The organism is Paenibacillus sp. tmac-D7 (assembly GCF_006519665.1).
Taxonomy (GTDB): Bacteria; Bacillota; Bacilli; order Paenibacillales; family NBRC-103111; genus Paenibacillus_G; species Paenibacillus_G validus.
Genome location: NZ_VIDW01000017.1, coordinates 10,940 through 33,077, shown reverse-complemented (window position 1 = coordinate 33,077; position 22,138 = coordinate 10,940). Strand labels below are relative to the sequence as shown.

Below are 22,138 nucleotides of genomic sequence, written 5' to 3'. Positions count from 1 at the left end.
TGTCATTCCCGGCTAAGGCTTGCGGGTTCGCAACGTATCCGTGACGAGCCGCAACGTTTTTTTGCCTGCGGCGAGCAGCGACTCCAGGCCCAGGGAATAACCGCGGGCCGCAAACGCCGTTAACCACCAAAAGTCTAACAATGACGGCGTTCCGAACACCAGCTCTCCCTGATCCCGATGTGCGTACAAGTACATGCCTTCGCCGATCAGCAGCGCGGCTGCGAGCGCCGCCAGCTGCAAGGCCGCCGACCGAAGCAAAACCGCGTCGATGATCCCGATGAACAGCGCCATCGTCGCCTGGACGTTCCAGACAATCAGCGAAGGCATTAAGTGAAGCGTCTCCCTAAGAAAAAAGTAAACGGAGCCCATCAGCAGGGCCACCGAAAACACGTGGAGCTTCAGCATCATTCCCTTCGTACGCAGCACCGTCACCACCCCTGTCAAGATCAGGACGCCGATCGCGCCATTCACGGTGACAGGGCCCCAAGCGAAGCTTACCCTGGAAGCCAGGATCCATGAAACAAAAAAAAGAAGTAGACTCGTAGGAGTAATACCTCTTAATATGATGTCCTTCCACCCACTGGCGAATAAAATCAAAGAAACGACAACGAGCAATAAGGACAAATAACCCGCATTCATTCGCGTTCACCCGCAGAAAAAGCTTATTCCTCTCTTTTTCCTTAGTATGGCTGGTTGTATGAAATTTTATCAATGCTGGAAGTAGCCTTGCCGTGAAGCGTACTGGCGAATATCGATGTCTCTCGCTTGACACCATACGGCGTTTTCGCCCGTTATGACGACCGGCACGCGATGCAGCGCCGTTACAGTTCCGGCCCCAAGCGCCGTCATCAATAACCGCAGGTCGTCATGAAGCGTCTCGATGTGTCGGATCAAGGCTTCGGTGCCCTGCGTACGAAGCGTCCTGAGCAGAGCACCCGCCATCCCTACGCCGGAAGCCCCCAATACAAGCGCTTTGCAGACGTCAAGCGCGTTAGAGATGCCTCCGGTTGCGATCACATCCACGCGGTCTGTCCCTGTTCGGCGCGCCGCCTCCAGCACTTCTAGAAGGGCTATGCTCGTTTTCATACCCCAGTCGTTCAGCCAGTCAAGTGCCGAATCCCGCCGGGCGTTCTCAATCGCAGCAAAATTTGTGCCGCCCGTTCCTCCAATGTCAATCATCTGAACGCCGGCTGCGATTAACGCTTCCGCACTTTCCCGTGCCATGCCAAAGCCGACTTCCTTCACCATAACGGGAACGCCGACTTCGCTCACGATCCGACTGATCCGCTCCAGCATACCGGTAAATACGCGGTCCCCCTCCGGCATAATCAGCTCCTGCATGACATTCAGATGAATTTGCAGCCCATCCGCCCGCAGCATGTCGACCGCCTGCAGCGCTTGCTCGAGCGTCGCCTCGCTGCCCAAATTGCCAAACACGATACCATTGGGGTTCATCTCTCGTACAATGCGGTAACTGGCAGCGACCTCCGGGTTTTTGATCGCTGCCATTTGCGAGCCGACGGCCATGGCAAGTCCCTGTTCCCTGGCCGCAATAGCGAGCTCGCGGTTGATTTCTTCCGTTTCCCGTGCTCCACCGGTCATCGCATTAATAATAATCGGCGAACTCAAGGTGAGTTCGCCGATCCGTGTTTGCAATGCGATGCGTTCAAGCGAAGTATCCGGGAGACAATTGTGGATCAGCTTGATGTCGTCAAAGCCGTTCAATCCGCTTTGACCAAGCTGCAAAGCATGATGGACATGCTCCATTTTCCGCGGTATGCGCACCCTAGACTCCTCTTTTCCATCAATCGCTAGCTTATTTAAATTTGCTCAGTTTGTCGCCGAAACGCTCGCCGAGCGTCAAGTTCAAACCGTTCATTTCTTCATGGGAGACCGATTCTCTTTCGCGTTTCGGTCCGCGCTCGCCGCGTTCGCGCTCCGGTTTCGCCTCACGGGCCGGCGCCTCTTCCGTTTCCTTGATGCTTAAGGAGATGCGCTTATCGTCCGGGTTCATGTCAAGCACCTTAACCTGAACCTGCTGGCCTTCTTTCAATACTTCATGAGGAGTCCCGATATGACGGTGCGAGATTTGAGAAATGTGAACCAAACCTTCAACGCCTGGTGCCACTTCGATGAATGCGCCGAATTGTACGAGTCGTTTCACGGTACCGGTCACGATGTCGCCGATCTTGATGGTGTTCTTCACTTGCTGCCAAGGGCCAGGCTGCGTGGCCTTGATACTGAGGGAAATCCGCTCGTTCTCAGGATCGACCTTCAGCACCTGTACTTTGACCTGATCGCCTTCTTTCACAACTTCGGAAGGTGTCTCGACGTGATGCCAAGCCATTTCGGAAATATGAACCAGGCCGTCAACGCCGCCGATATCCACGAATGCGCCAAACTGCGTCAAGCGTTGTACGGTTCCGTTCAATTCTTGTCCGACCGTAAGCTTAGACAGCGTTTCTTTCTTCACCGCTTCGAATTCTTCATCCAACACGTCTTTTTGCGAAAGGATGACCTTGTTTTTCTCACGGTCCATCTCTTTGACGCGCAGGCGCAAAGAACGTCCTTTGTAGTCGCTGAAGTCTTCGACGAAGTTGCGCTCCACCATGGATGCCGGTACGAAGCCGCGCAAGCCGACGTCTACGACCAGACCGCCCTTGACCACTTCCGCGACCTTCGCTTCAAGGATCGTTTTGTTCTCCATGTCGGCAGCAAGCTTCTCCCAAGCTTTCTCCCCTTCGATCGCGCGTTTGGACAGCACAAGCGTTTCCTTATTATCGTTAATCGTGATGACTTTCAATTCAATTTCCTGACCCACTTCAACGACTTGCGTCGCGTCGTCCACTTGTACGGACGATAATTCGCGTACGGGAACGATGCCGTCGTACTTATAGCCGACATCTACAACCGCTTGCTCGGAATCGACTTTAATGACTTTGCCTGTGACGATATCGCCCTTCTTCAGAATGTTGACGTTCGCCATCGATTCCTCTTGGGATACCTCGGCAGCTTGCACTTCTTGATCAACTTTGGTTTCTTCAGACATGATCAAATACCCTCCTTAACAACCTAACGACATGTAATGGTTTATTTTTAGAAAAAATTACTTCTTTTATCATTTCTTAAGTATACCACGAATTCTCATTTCGATTCGTGACGACGAACCATCTCGCGAATGACCGTCATAATTTTGTCAGTTGCTTGCTCCAAACCTTCGGAACCCGCATCCGCAAACTCGCTGATATCGATCGCTGGGCCGTACACCACTTTCATCGGACGAAATAACGAATAATTGCCGATAATGGCCGCCGGAATAACGGTAGCGCCCGATTTAAGCGCCAGGCTTGCCGCTCCCTTCTTGCCCATGCCTCCCGCATTGCTTCGAGTCCCTTCCGGGAATACGCCGATAATCTCGCCATTCTTCAACAATTGCAGCGACAATCGGATCGAATCCTTACTGACTCCGCCACGCTTAACCGGAAACGCTCCGATGCGCGGCAGCACCTGCTTGAGCACGGGAAGCTCGAACAGTTCGGCTTTCGCCATGTAGTGCACCTTACGTTCAAGCAGGCTCCCAAGAACGGGGGGGTCCCAATTGCTCGTATGATTGGCGCACAATACGACGGCGCCTTCCTTCGGAATGTTCTCTCTCCCTTCCGCCTTCAAACGGAACATGACCGAGAACATCAAGCGAAACACACCGCGTAAAAAACGATACAGCATCCTACTTCCCTCCACCGATACGGCTCTTGCACAGCTCCAAAATGCGATCCACCACTTCCGGAATCGTCATCTCGGTAGTATCGATCAACACGGCATCCGGCGCCCTCTTCAAGGGCGAAACTTCGCGCTGCTCGTCCATTCGATCCCTTTCGGCAATATCCTGCATCAGCTGCTCCAGCGAAACGTCCGGCTGCGTATCGGCGATTTCTCTCAATCGACGCTCCGCTCGAATCCGTACGCTTGCCGTCAAAAACACTTTTACTTCCGCATTCGGCAGTACATGGCTTCCGATGTCCCGGCCGTCCATGACGACTCCCTTGCCCGCCGCCATTTCCTTCTGCTTACGTGTCAGCACCTCTCGGATTTCCCCAATGGAGGAAACTCTCGAAACATTGCCCGTCACTTCTGCGGTTCGAATCAGGCCCGTTACATCCCGTCCGTCTACAAAGACGGTCTGGCCGTTCTCACCCGGAGTCAAGCGGATATCGGTTCGCTTCGTAAGGGCGATCATCTCCGCCGTTTGTTCGTCACCCAGGCCTTCATCTAGAATCTTCCATGTCACAGCGCGGTACATCGCACCGGTATCGACATAAACAAAACCTAGGTTACCCGCCACCAGCCTTGCAATGGTGCTTTTGCCAGCGCCGGCCGGACCGTCGATTGCGATGTTAAACTTCTCCAAGTTGCGGCCTCCTAACCCGTTAAAGCGGACGAGCGATCTGAAAAAAAAACAGGCCGAAGCCTCGAACGTAGAAAATTATACCATAGTTTTCTTCAGAAATGCAAAACAGGGCCTCCATGCCTACCCCTTATCGAATTATTTCGTCCGGGAAGATACGTACGGATTCCCCTCCAGCCGTTCCACTTTCACGAGCAAATGCCGAAAGTACGGGATTTGCAGAATGGCCTGAGCACATATGGTAGCGGAGAGCAGCACGATCAGCACGATCGCCAAAACTCTCTCCACCCGTTTTGAGAACAACAAGAAAAGGTCTTCGTACCTACGGCTTGCAAGTTTATCATGCTTTCGGCTCATTCGAATCACTCCGCCTCTGGGATGCGGCTAGTTTCCCCGGCGTTTGGAAAATTATGCATTTATTTTTTGCGGCAATCGAGCTGCCGCTCAAAGCAATAACGAATGACTTTCTGACGCTCGCGGTCCGAAATCTCCGAGTATCGCATCATGACTTGCTGCCTGCCGGTTTCGAGCTTTTTCACGCGAACAATCTCGCTTTTGAATGGGACGTGTTCAGTTTGACCGTTCTTGAACGGCACCAGCAGCCAGCAGCTCACCATCTGTCCCGACCCGACCGGAATATAACCGTCGCACAAGAATGAAATCCCGCCGCCGCCGACATCGTCCGTCATCGAGACGAATTGAAACTGATCGGAGTACTTAACAGCGATCTCAAGCTCGGCCGGCACGCGCAGAAAGTTGCGGCGCTGCACCTTCGTGATCGATTCCGGCTCGGGCTTCTTAATGTGCACAAGACGTATGACGTCATCGGAGAAACCGAGCACCGATGAGTTGAAATAATTTTTCACCCCGCCGTCCGTCAAGTAATAAATCGACATCTCGTCTCCTGAATACAACCGCTTCAACCGTCCTGACTGCTCGCTGATCGGCACTTCCATGCTAATATAGGCGTCCGTGATGTCGGCGATTCTGGATTTATATTCCTGCTTCGCCTCTTCTTCGTCGATGGAATTGACTTGTATATGTAAAGTCTGATTGACTTTCGGAAGCAACGTTGCACACCTCCTGAAGGATGGTTGGCGGTTCTTTGGAACTAGTACCACCTTACTATTATATCACGCCAGGAAAATATGGGAAGCATGAATATTAAGGGACTTCACCCTGGCGGCAGCGCTCGTGGCGCTTGGCTTGCATAAAGAAAACCCGGATTGGATTCCGGGTTTCTTCCCTGTTATTGCCGGGCTACCTGCGCTTCTTCAGTGCGAATTTGATCGATCTTCTCTTCGACGCCCGAGTCCGCATTTATGTAGATCCGGTATAAGCCTCCGTTGACCCGACCGATGAATTGGTAGCATAGCACTTCTTCGTCGAGATCGTTACGAATGAGCGCCTGGCGGACGCTTTCCGCCTTAAAGCTCGGACTTAACGTCTTCCTCGCTTCCTCTGGAGTCAGTTTCGGGGCGGCGAGCTGGCGTTCTTTCTTGCCAAACACGTAATCGGTCGCCTCAAGTCCCGTCACATCTCCATTGTCGAGCGCCACTTTAACGGCAACCTTCTCCAGATAATTGATAACGTCACCGTTGCGCGAAGCGAAGGTGATGTTGGCCAGATTGCCGTACTCGTCATAACTGACCGCGGTCATATTCCCATAGCCGTGCTCGTCCAGAAATTGCGCCGCGATATCGCGGGCTTGCCGAAGGTCCAGGCTCTTGGTCGCCACGTCGCGCGAAGCGTTATACCATAGCAGCTGCCCTCCGATTTTGGAATAGTCCATGTGTACGCCGTCGTTTGTGCCCGGCTTGGCTACAGAGGCGCTGAACGATTCGTATTCGGTTCCTGTCCCGTTCTCCACCACCTGAACGGCGTTCGGGTCCTGCACGCCCACAAATTGTGCAGCCTTCTGTTTGATATCTTCAGCCGTCACGACCGAACCGGACAACATCTTCATATCCCGCTTCTGATACATGCTCATGACGGCGGGACTCCAATTGATCTCCGGGTACTCGCTCACTTTTTTGTCCATGGTGGCGAAACCGTCGATAATCGCATTATCTTGCGGTTCTTTCTCCGAGGCCAGCGCCAGCTCAACATCCATCCAGCGCAGGTTTTTCGCCATAACGGTCGACTGCACCTCGCGAAGATCCTTGGAGATTTGCGTCGCATGCTCGTAGAGCGTATTCAGCGTTTTCAGCTCGTCATCCGTCAAAGGCTGCTTGCTTAAGTCGCGAACCGCCGCACGATAGGAGAAATTGGACATCTTAGCCAGAAAATCCTCGGTTTTGTTGAAAGGAAGCAGGGTAAGCGGCAGCTGGCTGATCTCGTTTTGCGCCTGGCTCGTAATGCGCCATACGTTGATCAACCCTTTTTTATACGCGTCCTGAGAGGTGGAATTAACGGCCAACGTATTGCCGATCTCCGTATGCAGCTTATCCACATGGAACGAAAGATCGTGAAACGCACGCTGATATTGATTTTCCGCCTTGATCAGGACGGAGTTTTTCTCCTGATGCTCCAAGTACCCCCAGAAACCCGTTCCGATAAGAGCCACGAGCAAAATCGGAAACATCACGATGCTTAGCCTTTTGTACATGTGCGAACAATCTCCCTTCTTCAGCCAAACTTGGGCTTAGTTTTCGCCTGAAGGCAGTTGCTTTATGCAAGATGCGGTGCATGCAAAAAAACCGGCCATCGCGGCCGGCTTTTTCTACCGATTAAAAATCGTTCATTTCGATTTCGAAATCATGATCGTTGCTGCAAATGCACTGTTTGAAACCCGTATCGATTTTCCCTTTTTCTTTACGGCCTCTCAAAATAAATTTCTCGCCGCACAAATTGCAGCGAATAATGACTTTAACACGCGAATTTAGGGCGTTCATGGGCGTCCTCCGGGTCTCTTTATATAATAGGCTGCTACCTATTATTGACAATCGACCTAAATTTTAACCCGCTCCTCACGCGTCGCCATCCGCAGCGGCGATTTGGCGTTGGCTCGTTTCACCTTCAACAAGCTGCGCAGCCATAAGAACGTCATTAACGGGATCATGAACCAGACCCAGTAATTTTTGGAGACGAATAACGTATAGTCAAACACGCCGTGCCAGAAGAACGGCAGCCAAAATGCCATCGCCAAATGCCTGCTCGTTCGGTCGGAAGAAAATTTGGCTCTGCCGAAATGATACCCCATCATCACGCCGAACATGGCGTGTCCCGATACCGGCAGGAAGGCGCGCATCAGAAGCGCCGTGAAGTCGTAATCATTCAAAAAAGCGTACAATACGTTCTCCAAGGTGGCAAACCCTAAAGATACGGCGACCGCATACACGATACCGTCATACGGCTCATCGAAATTCGTATGTTTATAAATAATAAAATAGACGATAAACCACTTGAAAAATTCCTCAGGCAGCGATGAGGTAAGGAACGAAAACACGAACGGATGATCGCCTAAGCCTTGCACCAGGGTGCGCTGCAGCACCATAACCGGAAAGACGAGCAGCACGCCGAAGAAAAACAGCTTCAGCACGAACGAGATCGGCTCCGGATCGTACCGGTCCTTCAAATAAAAATAGGACAGCAGGGCGACACCCGGCGCAACGGCTGCAATCAGAAGTGACAGTATGCTCAGGTGCGATCCCTCCTATCCTCGGTTTCCTTCATGAGTTCATTATAGTCATTTTCGTTGTATAATGCCATCACCTCTTAGCGGATCGAAAGCCTTTACGCACCCTCCGGTGCGACGGGGCCAGCCTTACCGGCCTCCGTTACGGCTTCAAACCTCGCCTCTCGCTGGTTAAAGCGAAGCGGTACCCGGGCAAGCGGGCCGTTGCGATGCTTAAGCAGCTCCAGCGCGCAATTTACGACGCAGCCGTCCGTTTCTTCCGGCTCGCCGTGCTTCAAGCCGAGGATGACATCCGCAGATGCTTCTACGCCTTCCGGCAGCTTCTCGGAGCCCAGGTTGGACGGAATCGCGGCCAGCACCGGCCCTCCCCACTCCCTGGACCATTGCTTCAGCACATAGGCCAGCATCGTTTGATGCTCCGCGACCGATTGCGGCTGCCGCTGCAAGCCGGTCGTAGGCACGCGGTTCAAGTGGTCGATGAAGACGACAGGCGTCCGGCCGGCGATGCTTGCGATCCTCTCGATCGTAGCGAACACCCGGTCCATCGATGTTTCCAGCGAACACTCGATCGTCCACATCCATTTGCTGATGAATGCGTACTTCTTGTTCGCACGGCTCACTTCGTCCGGCGAAGCTTTGCCGCTCAGCACGCGATGCGGCTCTGTACCGATAATCCGGGCGATGCTGCGGGCCCACAGCTCGAAAGCCGTCATGTCCCATGACACGTATACGACAGGGATTTGCGAGAAAGCGATCTCGTCGGCAATTTGCTTCATCAGCATCGTTTTGCCGGAAGACGCCCCTCCTGCGATAAAATACAGCCCGGCACGAAGTCCGCCGATCAAGGCTTCATCCAGATTCGCGATTCCCGTCGTAATACCGGACACTTGGCCGCGGTAACGTTTCATATATTCTTCCGTATAGGCGGTAATGTTCTTCACATCGGGCGCAATCGGCAGCAGCAGCGCTTCCTCCATCGTTTCGTTCAGCAACTGCATGAAGGTGTCGAGCGGATTTTGCACCCGTACAAAGAAATCGTTCACATCCCGAATGGACTCGGGCAAATTGACGATAAACGTTTGCTTGCTGATCCCTTGCAGCTGACCTTCGATTTTCGCGCTTTCCCTTCGCCCCAGCTCGTCGTTGCCCAAGCAAATAAAAACCCGCTTATCCCGCAGCTTCTCCAGATGAGCATCCTTGAAGCTCATCCATGCCGAAGCGCAGACGGCCGGCAGTCGGGACTGCGCCAAGCTCAGCACATCGAAGATGCCGCCGCATAATATGACATCTTCCGCCTGCTCGAGCACCGGTTCATTAAACAAATAATCTTCGATCCCGAGCAGCGTCTTATATTTGGGTTCGCGGTTATCGATCGTACGTCCGATCAAATCGACGGGAACGCCTTCTTTATTCACGATCGGGATAATGATCCGATTCTCAAAGTAATCGCCCAGTTTCCCGGATTGGACGTAAAATCCGATCTTGCCCGGCTCGAAGCCGATTCGGTACTGCTCGACGGTTTCATTCTCGATGCCTCTGCGCCGCAAATAATGGTTCGCATCATCGCGAAGCTGTTTTTGATAATGGGACACCAGCTCTTCCAAGTCGAAAGTTGGCTTCGCCGCGCTCATGTTCGTTCCGCTCACCTGTCTAGTTCCTCCCCGCAAAAAAAGCATTCCTCAAAAACAGATCGTTTTTGCGAATGCTTTACCATGTATCTTATGCATGGAAACGGTAATTCCCGATAAAGCTTTATTGAAATTTAGCGCAAAGCGTTCCGACGGCGTCCTCGGCGATAACCGTCTTGCCGTATTCTTCCAGCACCGCTTGCGTAACTGAAGTCGCTTCCCCGTATTCCGACAACACGGCCACGACGGACTGCAGCTTCTTCTCGTCCATCGGTTCTGCATCAAGCAGCAGGATCCACTTGTTCTTGTAAGCGTACAACGTTCCTCCGTCAGTCAGCATCGGTCCGATGACTTTGGCGAGCCTCAACAAATCTTCGAAGTCATGAAACGCATACGTTACTTGATCCGTCTCATCCAACGTTAATTCCAGCTCGTACACTTCTTCTTCAAGTTCGTCTTCCAGCGTATCGTCAGATGAATTGAAGTTCATTTTCCCCCGCGTTACGATGACCATCATTCCTTGCGCCGGCATAGCGAGAACTTCCACGGCAAGCGGCCCGGTTGCGTCAAATCCTAGCTCCATATAAGCTTGATCCATCATTTCGCTGAACAGCTCATGAACCTTCGGGATTTCTCGCCACATGTCATCCTTCTGAATGCCGCGCTCCGTTAAGTCATCGAATGTGAGGAATATCCGTATCTTGTCCTGACTTAAACGCTCCATTTTCATACTGGATTCCTCCCTTGCCGACTTTAATAACAGCTTATGAAGTTTAGTTTATAAAGGTGTGCCGTGGGTCGTACGACAACCGCATCTGAATTAGGGCAGGCCCGATTTCTGCGGTCCTTGGACATGGATAAGAAAAGCTTGTATTCCATGCTACGACTATTATATCACAAACCCGCAAGAAAAGAACGGTTACCCTCTGAAAAATAGGCAAAAACATAAAAAGACACGGAGCACGTCCCGCTTGGGAACGACTCCGCGTCGATTGCAATCGAAAATGTGTGAGTGATTACCGTATTAGTGCGCGCGCTGCTCGCTTTTCTGCGAATTGCCCGCCATAATTTCGTCTACCGCCGCTCTCAGCTTCGGATCCTGGTTGACGATATCTCCGACCTTGTTCAGGCCGTCGGCCTTGAACAAATCTTCATCGATCGCCGTCTCTTTTTTATTCGATTTTGCCGCACTCGCGGTAGTCGTCGAAGCTTGTTTGAAAGAAGGCTGCGCTTCTGCCGTATTCTTCTTGGAGTTGCCCGATTGATTGCCGGTCGCGTTCAAGAAGCTGCTGGCCAAATCGCTGCCAGTCCATGCCGACCACGCAAAAGGTTTCGTCTTGTTCGCCACATAAATCGCCGCAGCAGCCCCAACGAGCCCGCCGAACAAAAATGCTCCCAGTCTCATAGCCATCCCTCCATTGTTGTGGTGTACGATTATATTTTCCGCTAGGAGCAGGGTAACCATGCATGATAAAATCAGGAAGTCAGTTAACTATTACGAAGACGGGAGTTTGAAAACGACAATGACTCACAAGATCCGGTTCACCTTCTCAGCAGCGGTCGCGCTGAGCGCCCTGCTCGTCGTGTCCTGCTCGAATTCGCAGCCGGCAGCGGCGCCTGTGCAAACTCCAGCCCCGGCGGCTACGGACTCTAAGCGGAACGCTGATTTGACCGCGCCGACAACCCCGGCCGCTTCCGACACACCGAACGTCCCGGGCGGCAGCCGCTCCGGGGAGACTGCCGCAACGAGCAACCTCGACAAGCCGGACCCTGCCGCCCCTCAGCCCGCGGCTAAAACTTACAGAATGAACCCGAAAACGTACGATATCGTTCCGATAGACGCGGCCGCGCACACGAAACAAGTCGTGCTTCTTACGTTCGATGACGGGCCCAAAGATTTGGAGCTTAACCGCTCGCTGCTGGATACGCTCGACAAGCATAAAGCGAAAGCGATTTTTTTCCTGAACGGGTACCGGATTAAACAGCATCCGGATATTGTCAAGCTCCTTGACGAGCGCGGACAAACGATAGGCAATCACTCTTGGGATCATATCGACCTGAAGAAGGAAAGCAAAGAGAAGGTCGATCGGCAAATCGGAGATGTGCAGCAAGCGGTAAAAGCGATTACGGGGAAAGCCCCGGCTTTCTTCCGTCCGCCGTTCGGCTCGGGAAGCGAGGAAGTCAGGGCTAAAGCCAAAGAGGAGGGGCTGCTGTACATGACGTGGTCCAACGGCTCCAAGGACTGGGAAATGACGGTAAAAAATAACAGTCCCGAGCAGGTTGTCGCAAACGTTCTCGAGCAGCTTCGACCCGGCAGCAATATTTTGATGCACGAGCTGCCCTGGACCGCGGAAGCGCTGGATACGCTATTAACCCGCTTGGAAGAACGCGGATACACATTCGTCGATCCGCAGTCCATCGATACGGCTATGCATTGATCCGCTGCCAGCCCCACACCAGCAGTCCGGCGACAAGCAGTACAAAAATCCAGAGCAGCGACCGATAAAAGAAACGCAGCCATTTTTCTTTCTCTGTCGGATGGACCACTTTGCGCGGCGGCAAATAATGATCCTCGGGAACATCGGACCCCGCCCTTGTTCCCGATTCCGGCTGTGTATGAGGCCGGTCGGCTAGGATGCGTTTGACGCTCATTTATGACTCTCTCCTGTACCTTAGAATGCACCCCATCGTGAAATCGATGAGAAAATGGGCGACGATCGGCGTCCAAAGCGATCCGGTTTGGATATAAATCCAGCCAAGTCCGTAACTGATGCTGAAGACGAGACCCGTCATCAGCCAGTGCTGCAAGTATCGGACGTGTATGGCCGCGAACAGAATGCTTGTCCAGTAAGGACCCCAGGAAGCCTGAATGGCGCCGCGAAACAGCAGTTCTTCACAAAGCGATACGACGAGCGATATGAGGGCGATGTGCCACAACGGCCTGTTGCGGAACAGCATCTCGTTAATGCCCCCGTCGTCCGTAACTTCCGGCGGCACCCATTGTGACACGAACAAATCGACGGCGAGCACGGCCAAGGCGAATAACACGCCCCACACGGCGATGCTCACCCCCGGAGCGGTGGAGAACATCGATAGCAGGTCCGGCTTCTGAAAAAACATGACGATAGCCGCGATCAGCAAAACGATCAATTGGGTAATATACAAATTGATCAGCAGCAGACGGTCGTTCATCTCCTGGATGTTAACCCGGTGAAACTTTAGTTGCTTAAAGTTGAATTTTTTCATGATGATTCCCTTTTTCGACAAATTATCCTATACTATTCAGCAGAGGAAAAGATTAGAGGTGCATATGATATGGAAAAACGGTTGAACCGAACGGACTACTTATTCGCCATCACCTTCATCTTTATGCTGGTCGTGGCTCTCGGGGCGTTTTTTTACGGGATAAAAATGGGACAAGATCGCGCCACGACCCAATATGAACAATTCATCGCGAAGCAAAATGAAGAAAAAAACGGATTCACCGCGTACCATCAGCAATACTTGGTGTCCTTCTATCATACCATTTATCAGCCTTACAGGGAATTTCATAAAACGTGGTTTGAAAAAATGGATGATTTGCAGACCAATCAATCCGCGGACGCGTCGCTGATCCTTAAAGATTTAGCTAAACAAGCGCAAGCCGCCTACGACGGGCTCGGCTCCAAGTCGTCGCCGGACTCCTCTCCTCTTCTGAAGGAAGCGCATACCGATTACATGAAAAGCTTGAAGCTGTTCAGTGAAGCGCTGCGCAATTATACGTCCAAGGCCAACGCCGTGTCCGGGCCGGACCTGGTCGCCCAGCTGCAGGCCGACGCCTACCTCGGCGAAGCGAAAAACTTCGCGCTTAAAGCCGAGAAGGAATATTACGACGCGATCGTCAAGTGGAACGAAACCGTGAACCCGCAGTTTAAAGCGATTGACGTGACGAAGCCGTTGAACGTCAAAGAATGGGGAGCGTTATCGCTCAATGTGAAGAACGATTATTTGGCCGGCTTCATGATGAGCGGCAAACAATTTCGTGCGTTTACGCCTCAAGATTTGAGCGCAAGAATCGACGATATGATCGCTTCCGGGCAAGCCAATAAAATGAACTTGACTGAAGTCTCCCAAATCGTCGACATGCTGCTTGCCACAGACGCCGTTCGGGCCGGCGACTACCTCCGCTTACGCAACAAATATTACGGAAATGAAACGCTGCCGCAGCTTCCGTTCTTTACAACAAATTAAACGTGTCCGAACCATAAACAACCTGCTGCAAGCTTATGAGCAGGTTGTTTTTTTGTCGTATTCAATCGTATTGAAACCCTTTCAATGCAGCGAGCGCAGCCATTCCGCCTTCCACATTGATCATATGCTCGAATCCCCGCTCGCTCAAATAATGACAAACGTTCGCACTGCGCACGCCATGCGCGCAAACGACGTAAATCGGACGATCCTTCGGCAAACTTTCCACCTGCTCCGGGATCGACATCATCGGCATCAATTGCAGCTCATCCCAATGATAAAACTCCCATTCCATCGGCTCGCGGACATCGATGGCAAGCGCACCTTCCAGCTCACCGCGCTCCAGCTTCCGTTTAAACGCGTCCGGACCAATTCTATCGAACGACATGTCAGCGCTCCTCCTCTGCTCTTTTGCTTAGGTACAGCTAACATTTTACTTCGGAATACGGATCGCGGCAACCGCAGCCCAGTTGCCGGCAATGGATGTGGACAACAATTTTTTCACAAAATTTTCGAAATTACAAATCGGTCTCCCTCCTATTGACAAGGCTAAAAATAACATGGTAAGGTAGGATTAACTTTAAGAGACATATTTCAACAAACGATGACGGAGCCAAGCATAAAGCGGAACGTACAGAGAGCCGGTGGTCGGTGCAAACCGGACGTTAACGATATGCGGAGCACTCCTGAGTTGCTGCCTCGAACGATCAGTAGTTGCAGCCGGTTAGAAGCCGTTACCATTCTCGGTCTGTTGCATGATAGACCTATGAAGGTCGCGCGTGTGAACGTGCGGCGAATTAGGGTGGTACCACGAGAATCAGCTCCTCGTCCCTTGTATACGCTAGACGTATCGGGATGAGGAGTTTTTGGTTTTTACAGAAAAGGAAAAACGGAGGGAAATGTAATGTTTAAAGTATTAGTCATGGATGGAATCAGCGACATGGGGATTCAACTGCTGTACGATGCGCCGGATGTGGAAGTAGATAAGAAGGTCGGGCTGTCCGAGGACGAGCTTGTCGCCATTATCCCGGATTACGATGCGATTCTCGTGCGCAGCGCCACGAAGGTGACCGAACGCATCATGAACGCAAGCAGCCGGTTGAAAGTCGTCGGCCGTGCCGGCGTCGGCGTCGACAACATCGACCTCGAAGCCGCTACGAAACGCGGGATTGTCGTCATCAACGCACCGGACGGCAACACGATCGCCACTTGCGAACTCACCTTCGCCATGATGATGTCGGTCGCCCGTTCCATTCCGCAAGCGTACAAGAAAACCGTCAGCGGCGAATGGGACCGCAAAACGTTCGTCGGCGTCGAGCTTCGCAATAAAGTGCTGGGCGTGCTCGGTATGGGCCGAATCGGAAGCGAAGTAGCGAAACGCGCGAAAGCATTCGGAATGGAAGTGCTCGGCTACGACCCGTTCCTGACCGAAGAGCGCGCGGAGAAAATCGGCGTGAAGCTCGGTTCGGTCAACGACATTTGCGCCAAAGCCGACTTCATCACGGTACACACGCCGTTGACGAACGAAACCCGCCACATGATCAGCCGCCCGCAATTTGAAATTATGAAAAAAGGCGCGCGCATCATCAACTGCGCACGCGGCGGCATCATCGACGAAATGGCGCTTATCGAAGCGATCGATACCGGCATCGTAGCCGGCGCCGCCTTCGACGTATTCGAATCGGAGCCGCCAGCCGCCGATCACCCGTTCCTGAATAATCCGAAAGTCATCGTAACTCCGCACCTTGGTGCCTCCACTGTAGAAGCACAAGAGAACGTGGCGATCGACGTATCCGAAGAAGTGCTGCACATCCTGCGTGACGAGCCGTTCAAAAACGCGGTGAACATGCCGCCGGTACCGGCAAACGTGCTGAACGCCCTGCAGCCTTACTTCAATCTGGGCGAGAAGCTCGGCGTGTTCCTCGGTCAGACGATCGACGGCGCCGTCAGCGAAATTACGGTCAACTTCGCGGGCGATTTAACGGACGTCGATACGTCCCCGCTCACCCGCTATATTGTAAAAGGCGTGCTCCAGAACCAGCTGGAAGGCGTCAATATCGTCAATGCGATGCATTTGGCCAAGACGCGCGACATCAGCATCGTCGTTCAAAAATCGTCCTCGTCCAAAACGTTTACGAATCTCTTGTCCGTCACGTTAAAAACGAAAAACGAACAACGCACGGTGGCCGGTACGCTCCTGTCCGGTTACGGCGAACGGATTGTGCAAATCGGCCAATACCCGGTCGATATCGCGCCGGAAGGCAACCTGCTGTTGATCTCCCATAACGACAAGCCGGGAATTATCGGTAAAGTCGGTACGCTGCTCGGCAACAACGACGTGAATATCGCTACCATGCAGGTCGGCCGTAAAGTGATCGGCGGATCGGCGATCATGGTCTTGACGACGGATAAGCAAACACCGCCGGACGTACTCGAACAGCTGGCGAAGCTCCCGGAATTAACCCATATTCACGAGCTTTCCCTGTAAGTCCCGATTGTTCCACGAACAACAAGAATATGTACGGTTTTTCAACAATAACAAAAACCCCTGCGGAAGCGAACCGGAGGGGTTTTTGTTATGTTTTACCGCTTTTGCAAGGTAAGATGATAGAAAATGTCGTTCCCTGGCCTGGCTGACTCTTCGCTTGTACCGTGCCCTGATGGGCTTCTACGATGTTTTTGACGATCGACAAGCCCAGACCCGTTCCCCCCGATGCGCCGCGTGTACGGGCTTTGTCCGCCTTGTAGAAGCGTTCGAAAATAAAAGGCAGATCCTCGGCCGGAATGCCGATGCCCTGGTCGGATACCTCGATGAGCACCGCTTCTTCCCCGCGCAGCTGTGTCTCCGAAGCGCGGATTTGAATCTCCGCCCGGGATGGCGTATGGCGCAGCGCGTTGTCGAGCAAGTTCGTCAGCACCTGCTCCAGGCGATCCTCGTCGGCTTGTGCCAGGGTCAGCGGCAGCTCGGGCAGCGCATACGTCATGGAGACGCCCTTTTCTTTGGACAAAGCGGCAAATTTGCGATGCACCCGCTTGATGAAGGCATGCACATCGAGCTCCCGGAGATGCAGCTCCATGTTGCCGGTTTCCATCTTCGCCAAGTCGAGCAAATCGCGTACGAGCCGACCCATCCGGAGCGATTCGTCATAGATCACCTGAGCGAGCTCCTGACGCTCCTCCGGCGTGGCCGCGATGTCGTCAAGCAGCGCTTCGCTGTAGCCCTGCAGCATCGACAACGGCGTCCGCAGCTCGTGCGACACGTTGGCCACGAAGTCCTTGCGCAGCTTGTCAAGCCGGTGCTCCTCCGTGACGTCGCGCATGACGGCCACGACGCCGCGCACGAGATCCTGCGAATACAGCGGCGCCATGACGACCGACCACACTTCGCTCTTCACGAGCAGCTTCGAAGTCATCTCACCAGGCTGCGCGATGACCCTCTTGAACAGCGGCTGCATCGGGCCCGGGATCCGGTTCCATTCGCCGCGGGGATACGACTGGGCTCCCGAGGTTTCCCCGCCGTCATCCAGCCAATCGATCTCGTTCCACTCCCGGATGATCCTCTCTCCCTGCGGATTCGTCAGGATGACGCGTCCCTCCGCATCGAAGGTGACGACGGCGTCGGCCATACTGCGCAGAACGCTTGCCAGATGCTCCTTCTCGTGGCTCAACGCTTTAATCGTATCCTGAAGCTGCTCGCCCATATGGTTGAAGGTCTTGCCCAGTTCGCCGATCTCGTCGGACGACGTGATCGGGACCCGGCTGCCGTATTCGCCCTCGGAGATCAGGTCGGCCGCTTTCTTCAAATTCAAGAGCGGCCGCGTAATGCGCGACAGAAGGAAGAAAGCGAAGAACGTCGTCATGAGAAAACCGGCGACCCCGACCACGACGAACAGCCTCTTCACATAGGCCTGGGTTTCTTCGGAAGACTGTGTCAGCTGGTACATGATCAGCGCGCCGGCCACGTTCGTTTGCGATTCATCCATGAACGGAACGGCGACCGCCGTATACGTGCTGCTCAGCGGAGTACGGGCCGCCACGTTTGATTTCCGGTTGTCGACCACTTCGCCGGCAAACACTTTTTGCAAATCGCTTTTGGTGAAAAAGTCGTCATACCGAACCAGCCTGTTGTTCGGCTGGCCGACCGGCGTCTCTTCCTGAAAATCTTTGGACACGACCAGCACGCTGGCCTCCTGCGCGTTCAGCAGCTCGTTCACGACTTGCAAATAGCGGCGTTCCTCTTTATGCAGCGATATTTCGCTCGCCACTTTAACGGCCAGCCGGTTTAACGTCTCCACCTGATCCTTCGACTTCGGGAACGACGTTTCAATAAATTTGAACAAAAAGACGCTGAGCGTCAACAGCACGACGACAACGAGTCCGATGATGGTCAACCACAGTTTGCCGACAACGCTTTTGAATATAAACACGTTACTTCGGCACCTCGAGCTTGTAGCCTACGCCCCAAACGGTCGTAATCATGGAGGCGGCCTCCGGCGACACTTTGTTCAGCTTCTCGCGAAGCCGCTTCACATGGGTATCGACCGTGCGCAAATCGCCGAAAAACTCGTAATTCCATACGTCCTTCAGCAATTCCTCGCGCGAGAACACTTTATCCGGCGAGACGGCAAGGTAATGAAGCAGCTCGTATTCCTTAGGCGTCAACGCCACCTCCTGCCCGCCTGCAGTAACCCGGTGCGCATCGTGCTCGATCACCAAATTCGGGAACACGATGTTGTTGCTGGAATTGACTTCCTTCGATAAATAGGCCGTTACCGACGAACGCCGCAAAATGGCCTTCACCCGGTAAATGACCTCCCGCGGACTGAACGGCTTGACGACGTAATCGTCCGCGCCCGATTCGAACCCCTGGACGCGGTTCGTCTCTTCGCCCTTCGCGGTTAACATAATGACCGGCGTCGATTTGACCTGCCGGAGACGGGCGCATACTTCGTTGCCGTCCATGCCGGGGAGCATCACGTCCAGCAGAATGAGATCGTAGTCGGATTCAACCGCTTTGCGCAGTGCCGTCTCCCCGTCCTCCGCCTCGTCGATGCGGTAGTTTTCTTTTTCCAAGTACATCCGCAGCAGCCGCCGAATCCGTTCTTCATCGTCAACGACCAGGATGTGCGTTTTCATATCCGTCATGGCCTATCTCCTCTTCAACTGGAATTAAAGGCAAACCCGTTTAAACGCCGGAATAGGAATGTAAACCGGCAATGACCAGATTGACGCCGATCAACGTAAACATGACGACGAGGAATCCGATCACCGAGAGCCAGGCCGAACGTTTCCCCTGCCAGCCTCGGGATAGCCGGAAGTGCAGGTAGGCTGCGTAGAACAGCCAGACGATGAGCGCCCACACTTCTTTCGGGTCCCAGCCCCAAAAGCGCCCCCATGCCTCATGCGCCCAAATCATGGCGAATATCAAGGCGCCCAGCGTAAAGATCGGATAACCGATGGCAATCGAGCGGTAGCCGATTTCATCGATATCGTCCGCATCGATCCCTTTCATCATCGGATGAAGCGCGGCGCCCAGCGGCTTACGAGCGATAAGCCGGAGCAGCCCATACAGAATCGCTCCGCTTAGCAGCGACCAGATCACCGTGTTCAGCTTCCTGCCTGCGTTCGCGCCCTTCATCCAGGACGGCGCTTCGAACAGCGGCTCCGACATCCCGAAGAACGGTGTCATCTGCACCGTTTCGGCTTGATGAGGTCCGACCAGCGGCGGCAGCACGTACGTCGTTTCCTGTTTCACGGTTTGTTCCACGTTGTTTACGTCCGTCACGATGACGTTGCTGGAGAACACCGCCTTGTAGCCGGAGCCGTTAAAGCTGAAGATAGCCGCGACGAAGGCGATGACTACCACCAAGATGAACAGCGTGAATTCCACACCGCGCTGCTCACGCCTGTCCTTTCGCTCCGAGCTGCTGAAATTGACGTTCTGGACCAGATACATCAGTCCGGCGGCAAAACCGACGGCGAAGAACGCTTCGCCCAGCGCCGCCGTCGTCACGTGGATTTTCAGCCAGTAGCTTTGCAGCGCCGGAATAAGCGGCTGCACCTCGTGCGGAAATACCGACGCATAGGCGATGATAATGATGGCAACCGGCAGGGCGAACACGCCGAGTACCGTAGTCCGATAAATCAGGAATACGACAATGAACGCCAGTACGACCATCATGCCTAGAAACGTCATAAACTCATACATGTTGCTCGTCGGAATATGTCCGGCCTCGGCCCAACGGGTAAAGAAAAACGTGGCATGACACAGAAAACCGACGATTGTGAGCGTCAGTCCGATGCTGCCCCATTTCTTGACGTACGTTTCCGGGTCCGTCACTTGAACCGATTTTTTACCTGTAATGCCGATGACGAATCCCAGCAATGCAAGCGAATACACTATGAAAGCTATCAGCAATGATGCGCTGCTCACGCTTGTTCCACCCTTCTTTCGAGCGCATTCGGATCGACCTCGATCCCCGTTTTGGCGAGGACCTGCGAAACTTCCTTGCGCAACCCGTACCAGTTTTTATTCGTATGCGCGCCGAGCGCCAGCTTGCCGTCGTCAATGCGCAGCCAAACCCGGCGATGATTCCAATAAAAGCCCATAATCAAACCAATCATCGAAATGGCGGTGCCGATCCAAATGAACGGCATCGCCCGGTCAACCCGGATATTCAAGTAGCTGATGTACTCGGATATTTTAACGTTCTCCATCGAACCGACCGCAAGCTCCAGCTTCGCACCAAGCGCTCCGTTAATTTCATCCTGCCGGAAATTGACTTTGTCGACTTGACGCGGGAAGTACATGTAAGGCTCACCTTGCGGCTGCAGTCCAGGACCTGTTATCGTGAAGACGAAAGCCGGCATCAGCGGGTCTTTCGATTTCGTTATCGGCATACCTTTGCTATCCAGCGCGAATTCCGGAAAATACGCTTTGAGCTTTAATTCGTACGGGCCGACCTTGTACTGTTCCTTCGGATTGTCCATCGAGAGTTCAAAGCTGCCATACGTTTCGCCGGTTTCTTTATTCTTCAACGATGGCTTGACCGAGATCAGCATCGGCGATGGCTTGAAGTCGAATTGATAAGCGAGCAGACCTTGATACTCAAGCGGCTTGTTCACGATGATGTCTTGCTTATGCACTTCCTTGAGCACCGGTTCCTTCGTCGGATCGTCGCAATCCGCCAGACAGGCGTATAACGTCGCTTTCGTTTCGTATACTTTCGGGACATCGAGTCCCTTGGAACGAAACTCGGCTGACATTTCCTCCGGCTTGTAATACTCCAGAGTAAACTTCTCGTTCTTCAAATAATAATTCGTCTCGGGAATTTTCACCAGCTTGCCTTCGGGAAACCCGATGTGCTGATCCATATGCCAGCCTGGAATGCTTCGCATCAGCACCGCACCAAGAAAGATAATAAGTCCGATATGATTGATGTAGGGCCCCCACCGGCTGAACCGGTATTTCTCCGCAAGCAGCGCCGTACCGTCGGTATACACGCGGTAACGGGCTTTCCGAAGCGCCTTGGCGGCCGTTTCCGTCCATACCTGCTCCGGCGCTGCTTCAGGCTGTCCGCCCGGTACTCCGCCAACAGGAATCGGGCCGGAATACGTCAATTTCTGACGGGTAATGAAGCTCAGATGCTTGCGGATTTGCTGCTTGCTTAACGCGCGATACAGCGGCAGCACACGGTCGAGGCTGCACACGATAAGCGACGTGCCAATCATGAGAAGCAATGTGATGAACCACCACGACTCGAACGTATGCGATAACCCGAGTAAATAATAAATGTAGCCCAATGTCCCGTAGGTTTGCTCGTAATAAACGGACGGGTCGATGTTGAGGAACGTGTTTTCCTGCGGATAAATGGTACCGAGCGCAGAGCCCAGCAGCGTGATGACAATTAAATAAATGGCGATTTTAACCGAGGAAAAAAAGTTCCATACCCGGTCCAACAGCCCGGGATTCGCCCGCTGCGAGCGTCTGGCCATGCCGTCGTATTTCATCTCGAGCGGCTCGGCCCCTCCTTCGTCCTCCAGCGGCTTGCCGCACGATTCGCATAGCAGCGTGGCGACGGGATTTTGGTGTCCGCATTCGCATTTGGTGTTGTGAATCATGTGTCCTCCTCGATTTATTGGAATGGGAGGCCGCTGCGGTTAGGATGGGCCTGCGGCTTTTGTTGAAATCGATGTTCTTGGAATCATCAACCCAAGCAGGGTAGAACGTCGATTTCAAAG

General features: G+C 53.3%; 23 protein-coding genes and 1 other annotated feature. Of the genes, 4 read left to right on the top strand and 19 right to left on the bottom strand.

Annotated features, from left to right (window positions below; genetic code table 11):
- Positions 1-12: 12 nt before the first annotated feature.
- The 8 genes from FKP33_RS13625 to ypeB all read right to left on the bottom strand — a co-directional run bounded on the left by FKP33_RS13625 (position 13) and on the right by ypeB (position 7,013).
- Entirely contained in the window at positions 13-639 is a 627-nt protein-coding gene (locus FKP33_RS13625) for a YphA family membrane protein (protein ID WP_155614845.1), read from the bottom strand.
- A 69-nt stretch (positions 640-708) separates the two neighbouring features.
- Positions 709-1,785 (bottom strand): type 2 isopentenyl-diphosphate Delta-isomerase, encoded by a 1,077-nt coding sequence (fni, locus tag FKP33_RS13620; protein ID WP_127607949.1) that lies wholly within the window; start codon positions 1,783-1,785, stop codon positions 709-711.
- 31 nt (positions 1,786-1,816) lie between these two features.
- Positions 1,817-3,049: a 30S ribosomal protein S1 gene (gene rpsA / locus FKP33_RS13615; protein WP_054799580.1), complete on the bottom strand. Its 1,233-nt coding sequence runs from the start codon at positions 3,047-3,049 to the stop codon at positions 1,817-1,819.
- A gap of 95 nt (positions 3,050-3,144) precedes the next feature.
- Positions 3,145-3,726, bottom strand: coding sequence for a lysophospholipid acyltransferase family protein (locus FKP33_RS13610; protein WP_141335469.1), 582 nt, complete (start codon positions 3,724-3,726; stop codon positions 3,145-3,147).
- 1 nt (position 3,727) lies between these two features.
- Positions 3,728-4,408: a (d)CMP kinase gene (gene cmk / locus FKP33_RS13605; protein WP_127607947.1), complete on the bottom strand. Its 681-nt coding sequence runs from the start codon at positions 4,406-4,408 to the stop codon at positions 3,728-3,730.
- A 135-nt stretch (positions 4,409-4,543) separates the two neighbouring features.
- On the bottom strand, positions 4,544-4,762 hold the full coding sequence (locus FKP33_RS13600; protein ID WP_054797279.1) for a hypothetical protein: 219 nt from the start codon (positions 4,760-4,762) through the stop codon (positions 4,544-4,546).
- 59 nt (positions 4,763-4,821) lie between these two features.
- Positions 4,822-5,475: a flagellar brake protein gene (locus tag FKP33_RS13595; protein WP_141335467.1), complete on the bottom strand. Its 654-nt coding sequence runs from the start codon at positions 5,473-5,475 to the stop codon at positions 4,822-4,824.
- A 179-nt stretch (positions 5,476-5,654) separates the two neighbouring features.
- Positions 5,655-7,013 (bottom strand): germination protein YpeB, encoded by a 1,359-nt coding sequence (gene ypeB, locus FKP33_RS13590; RefSeq protein WP_127607945.1) that lies wholly within the window; start codon positions 7,011-7,013, stop codon positions 5,655-5,657.
- 64 nt (positions 7,014-7,077) lie between these two features.
- Between ypeB and FKP33_RS27185 the strand changes: the two genes are divergently transcribed.
- Positions 7,078-7,290, top strand: coding sequence for a hypothetical protein (locus tag FKP33_RS27185; protein ID WP_155614842.1), 213 nt, complete (start codon positions 7,078-7,080; stop codon positions 7,288-7,290).
- A gap of 65 nt (positions 7,291-7,355) precedes the next feature.
- On the opposite strand, the gene prsW is transcribed toward FKP33_RS27185, so the two are convergent.
- The 4 genes from prsW to FKP33_RS13570 all read right to left on the bottom strand — a co-directional run bounded on the left by prsW (position 7,356) and on the right by FKP33_RS13570 (position 11,075).
- Complete coding sequence (gene prsW / locus FKP33_RS13585) at positions 7,356-8,048, bottom strand: glutamic-type intramembrane protease PrsW (protein WP_127607944.1); 693 nt, start codon at positions 8,046-8,048, stop codon at positions 7,356-7,358.
- A gap of 92 nt (positions 8,049-8,140) precedes the next feature.
- Positions 8,141-9,688, bottom strand: coding sequence for a DnaB-like helicase C-terminal domain-containing protein (locus FKP33_RS13580; RefSeq protein WP_236595932.1), 1,548 nt, complete (start codon positions 9,686-9,688; stop codon positions 8,141-8,143).
- Positions 9,689-9,794: 106 nt separating this feature from the next.
- Positions 9,795-10,400 (bottom strand): genetic competence negative regulator, encoded by a 606-nt coding sequence (locus FKP33_RS13575; protein WP_054797281.1) that lies wholly within the window; start codon positions 10,398-10,400, stop codon positions 9,795-9,797.
- Positions 10,401-10,694: 294 nt separating this feature from the next.
- Positions 10,695-11,075 (bottom strand): hypothetical protein, encoded by a 381-nt coding sequence (locus tag FKP33_RS13570; protein WP_127607943.1) that lies wholly within the window; start codon positions 11,073-11,075, stop codon positions 10,695-10,697.
- A gap of 58 nt (positions 11,076-11,133) precedes the next feature.
- Between FKP33_RS13570 and FKP33_RS13565 the strand changes: the two genes are divergently transcribed.
- Positions 11,134-12,108, top strand: a complete 975-nt coding sequence (locus tag FKP33_RS13565) for a polysaccharide deacetylase family protein (RefSeq protein WP_236595933.1) — start codon at positions 11,134-11,136, stop codon at positions 12,106-12,108.
- On the opposite strand, the gene FKP33_RS13560 is transcribed toward FKP33_RS13565, so the two are convergent.
- Complete coding sequence (locus FKP33_RS13560; protein WP_127607942.1) at positions 12,098-12,322, bottom strand: hypothetical protein; 225 nt, start codon at positions 12,320-12,322, stop codon at positions 12,098-12,100. The genes FKP33_RS13565 and FKP33_RS13560 overlap by 11 nt on opposite strands.
- On the bottom strand, positions 12,323-12,916 hold the full coding sequence (locus FKP33_RS13555; protein ID WP_127607941.1) for a type II CAAX endopeptidase family protein: 594 nt from the start codon (positions 12,914-12,916) through the stop codon (positions 12,323-12,325). It lies immediately after the preceding gene.
- Between the two features lie 69 nt (positions 12,917-12,985).
- On the opposite strand from FKP33_RS13555, the gene FKP33_RS13550 reads away from it, so the two are divergent.
- Positions 12,986-13,900, top strand: a complete 915-nt coding sequence (locus tag FKP33_RS13550) for a hypothetical protein (protein ID WP_127607940.1) — start codon at positions 12,986-12,988, stop codon at positions 13,898-13,900.
- 61 nt (positions 13,901-13,961) lie between these two features.
- Here the strand turns inward: FKP33_RS13550 and FKP33_RS13545 are convergent, their stop codons facing one another.
- Positions 13,962-14,285, bottom strand: coding sequence for a rhodanese-like domain-containing protein (locus tag FKP33_RS13545; RefSeq protein WP_054797283.1), 324 nt, complete (start codon positions 14,283-14,285; stop codon positions 13,962-13,964).
- Between the two features lie 207 nt (positions 14,286-14,492).
- Positions 14,493-14,733 (top strand) — a binding site (T-box leader).
- A 68-nt stretch (positions 14,734-14,801) separates the two neighbouring features.
- Between FKP33_RS13545 and serA the strand changes: the two genes are divergently transcribed.
- On the top strand, positions 14,802-16,385 hold the full coding sequence (serA, locus tag FKP33_RS13540) for a phosphoglycerate dehydrogenase (protein WP_141335465.1): 1,584 nt from the start codon (positions 14,802-14,804) through the stop codon (positions 16,383-16,385).
- A gap of 88 nt (positions 16,386-16,473) precedes the next feature.
- Here serA and FKP33_RS13535 read toward each other — a convergent pair whose 3' ends face one another.
- From FKP33_RS13535 to resB, 4 genes are read right to left on the bottom strand one after another with little or no spacing between them, the layout of a single operon-like run.
- Entirely contained in the window at positions 16,474-18,324 is a 1,851-nt protein-coding gene (locus tag FKP33_RS13535; protein ID WP_127607938.1) for a HAMP domain-containing sensor histidine kinase, read from the bottom strand.
- 1 nt (position 18,325) lies between these two features.
- Positions 18,326-19,042, bottom strand: coding sequence for a response regulator transcription factor (locus FKP33_RS13530; protein ID WP_054797284.1), 717 nt, complete (start codon positions 19,040-19,042; stop codon positions 18,326-18,328).
- A gap of 40 nt (positions 19,043-19,082) precedes the next feature.
- Positions 19,083-20,330: a cytochrome c biogenesis protein CcsA gene (gene ccsA / locus FKP33_RS13525; protein ID WP_127607937.1), complete on the bottom strand. Its 1,248-nt coding sequence runs from the start codon at positions 20,328-20,330 to the stop codon at positions 19,083-19,085.
- Positions 20,327-22,018, bottom strand: a complete 1,692-nt coding sequence (resB, locus tag FKP33_RS13520; protein WP_141335463.1) for a cytochrome c biogenesis protein ResB — start codon at positions 22,016-22,018, stop codon at positions 20,327-20,329. The genes ccsA and resB overlap by 4 nt, the downstream gene beginning before the upstream one ends.
- Positions 22,019-22,138 lie beyond the last annotated feature (120 nt).

Excerpts from the sequence above, each read along its gene's own strand:
- FKP33_RS13625 (WP_155614845.1), bottom strand. The coding sequence starts at position 639 with ATGAATGCGGGTTATTTGTCCTTATTGCTCGTTGTCGTTTCTTTGATT.
- rpsA (WP_054799580.1), bottom strand. The coding sequence starts at position 3,049 with ATGTCTGAAGAAACCAAAGTTGATCAAGAAGTGCAAGCTGCCGAGGTA.
- FKP33_RS13610 (WP_141335469.1), bottom strand. The coding sequence starts at position 3,726 with ATGCTGTATCGTTTTTTACGCGGTGTGTTTCGCTTGATGTTCTCGGTC.
- FKP33_RS13600 (WP_054797279.1), bottom strand. The coding sequence starts at position 4,762 with ATGAGCCGAAAGCATGATAAACTTGCAAGCCGTAGGTACGAAGACCTT.
- ypeB (WP_127607945.1), bottom strand. The coding sequence starts at position 7,013 with ATGTACAAAAGGCTAAGCATCGTGATGTTTCCGATTTTGCTCGTGGCT.
- FKP33_RS27185 (WP_155614842.1), top strand. The coding sequence starts at position 7,078 with ATGCAAGATGCGGTGCATGCAAAAAAACCGGCCATCGCGGCCGGCTTT.
- FKP33_RS13575 (WP_054797281.1), bottom strand. The coding sequence starts at position 10,400 with ATGAAAATGGAGCGTTTAAGTCAGGACAAGATACGGATATTCCTCACA.
- FKP33_RS13570 (WP_127607943.1), bottom strand. The coding sequence starts at position 11,075 with ATGAGACTGGGAGCATTTTTGTTCGGCGGGCTCGTTGGGGCTGCTGCG.
- FKP33_RS13565 (WP_236595933.1), top strand. The coding sequence starts at position 11,134 with ATGCATGATAAAATCAGGAAGTCAGTTAACTATTACGAAGACGGGAGT.
- FKP33_RS13560 (WP_127607942.1), bottom strand. The coding sequence starts at position 12,322 with ATGAGCGTCAAACGCATCCTAGCCGACCGGCCTCATACACAGCCGGAA.
- FKP33_RS13555 (WP_127607941.1), bottom strand. The coding sequence starts at position 12,916 with ATGAAAAAATTCAACTTTAAGCAACTAAAGTTTCACCGGGTTAACATC.
- FKP33_RS13550 (WP_127607940.1), top strand. The coding sequence starts at position 12,986 with ATGGAAAAACGGTTGAACCGAACGGACTACTTATTCGCCATCACCTTC.
- FKP33_RS13545 (WP_054797283.1), bottom strand. The coding sequence starts at position 14,285 with ATGTCGTTCGATAGAATTGGTCCGGACGCGTTTAAACGGAAGCTGGAG.
- serA (WP_141335465.1), top strand. The coding sequence starts at position 14,802 with ATGTTTAAAGTATTAGTCATGGATGGAATCAGCGACATGGGGATTCAA.
- FKP33_RS13530 (WP_054797284.1), bottom strand. The coding sequence starts at position 19,042 with ATGACGGATATGAAAACGCACATCCTGGTCGTTGACGATGAAGAACGG.
- resB (WP_141335463.1), bottom strand. The coding sequence starts at position 22,018 with ATGATTCACAACACCAAATGCGAATGCGGACACCAAAATCCCGTCGCC.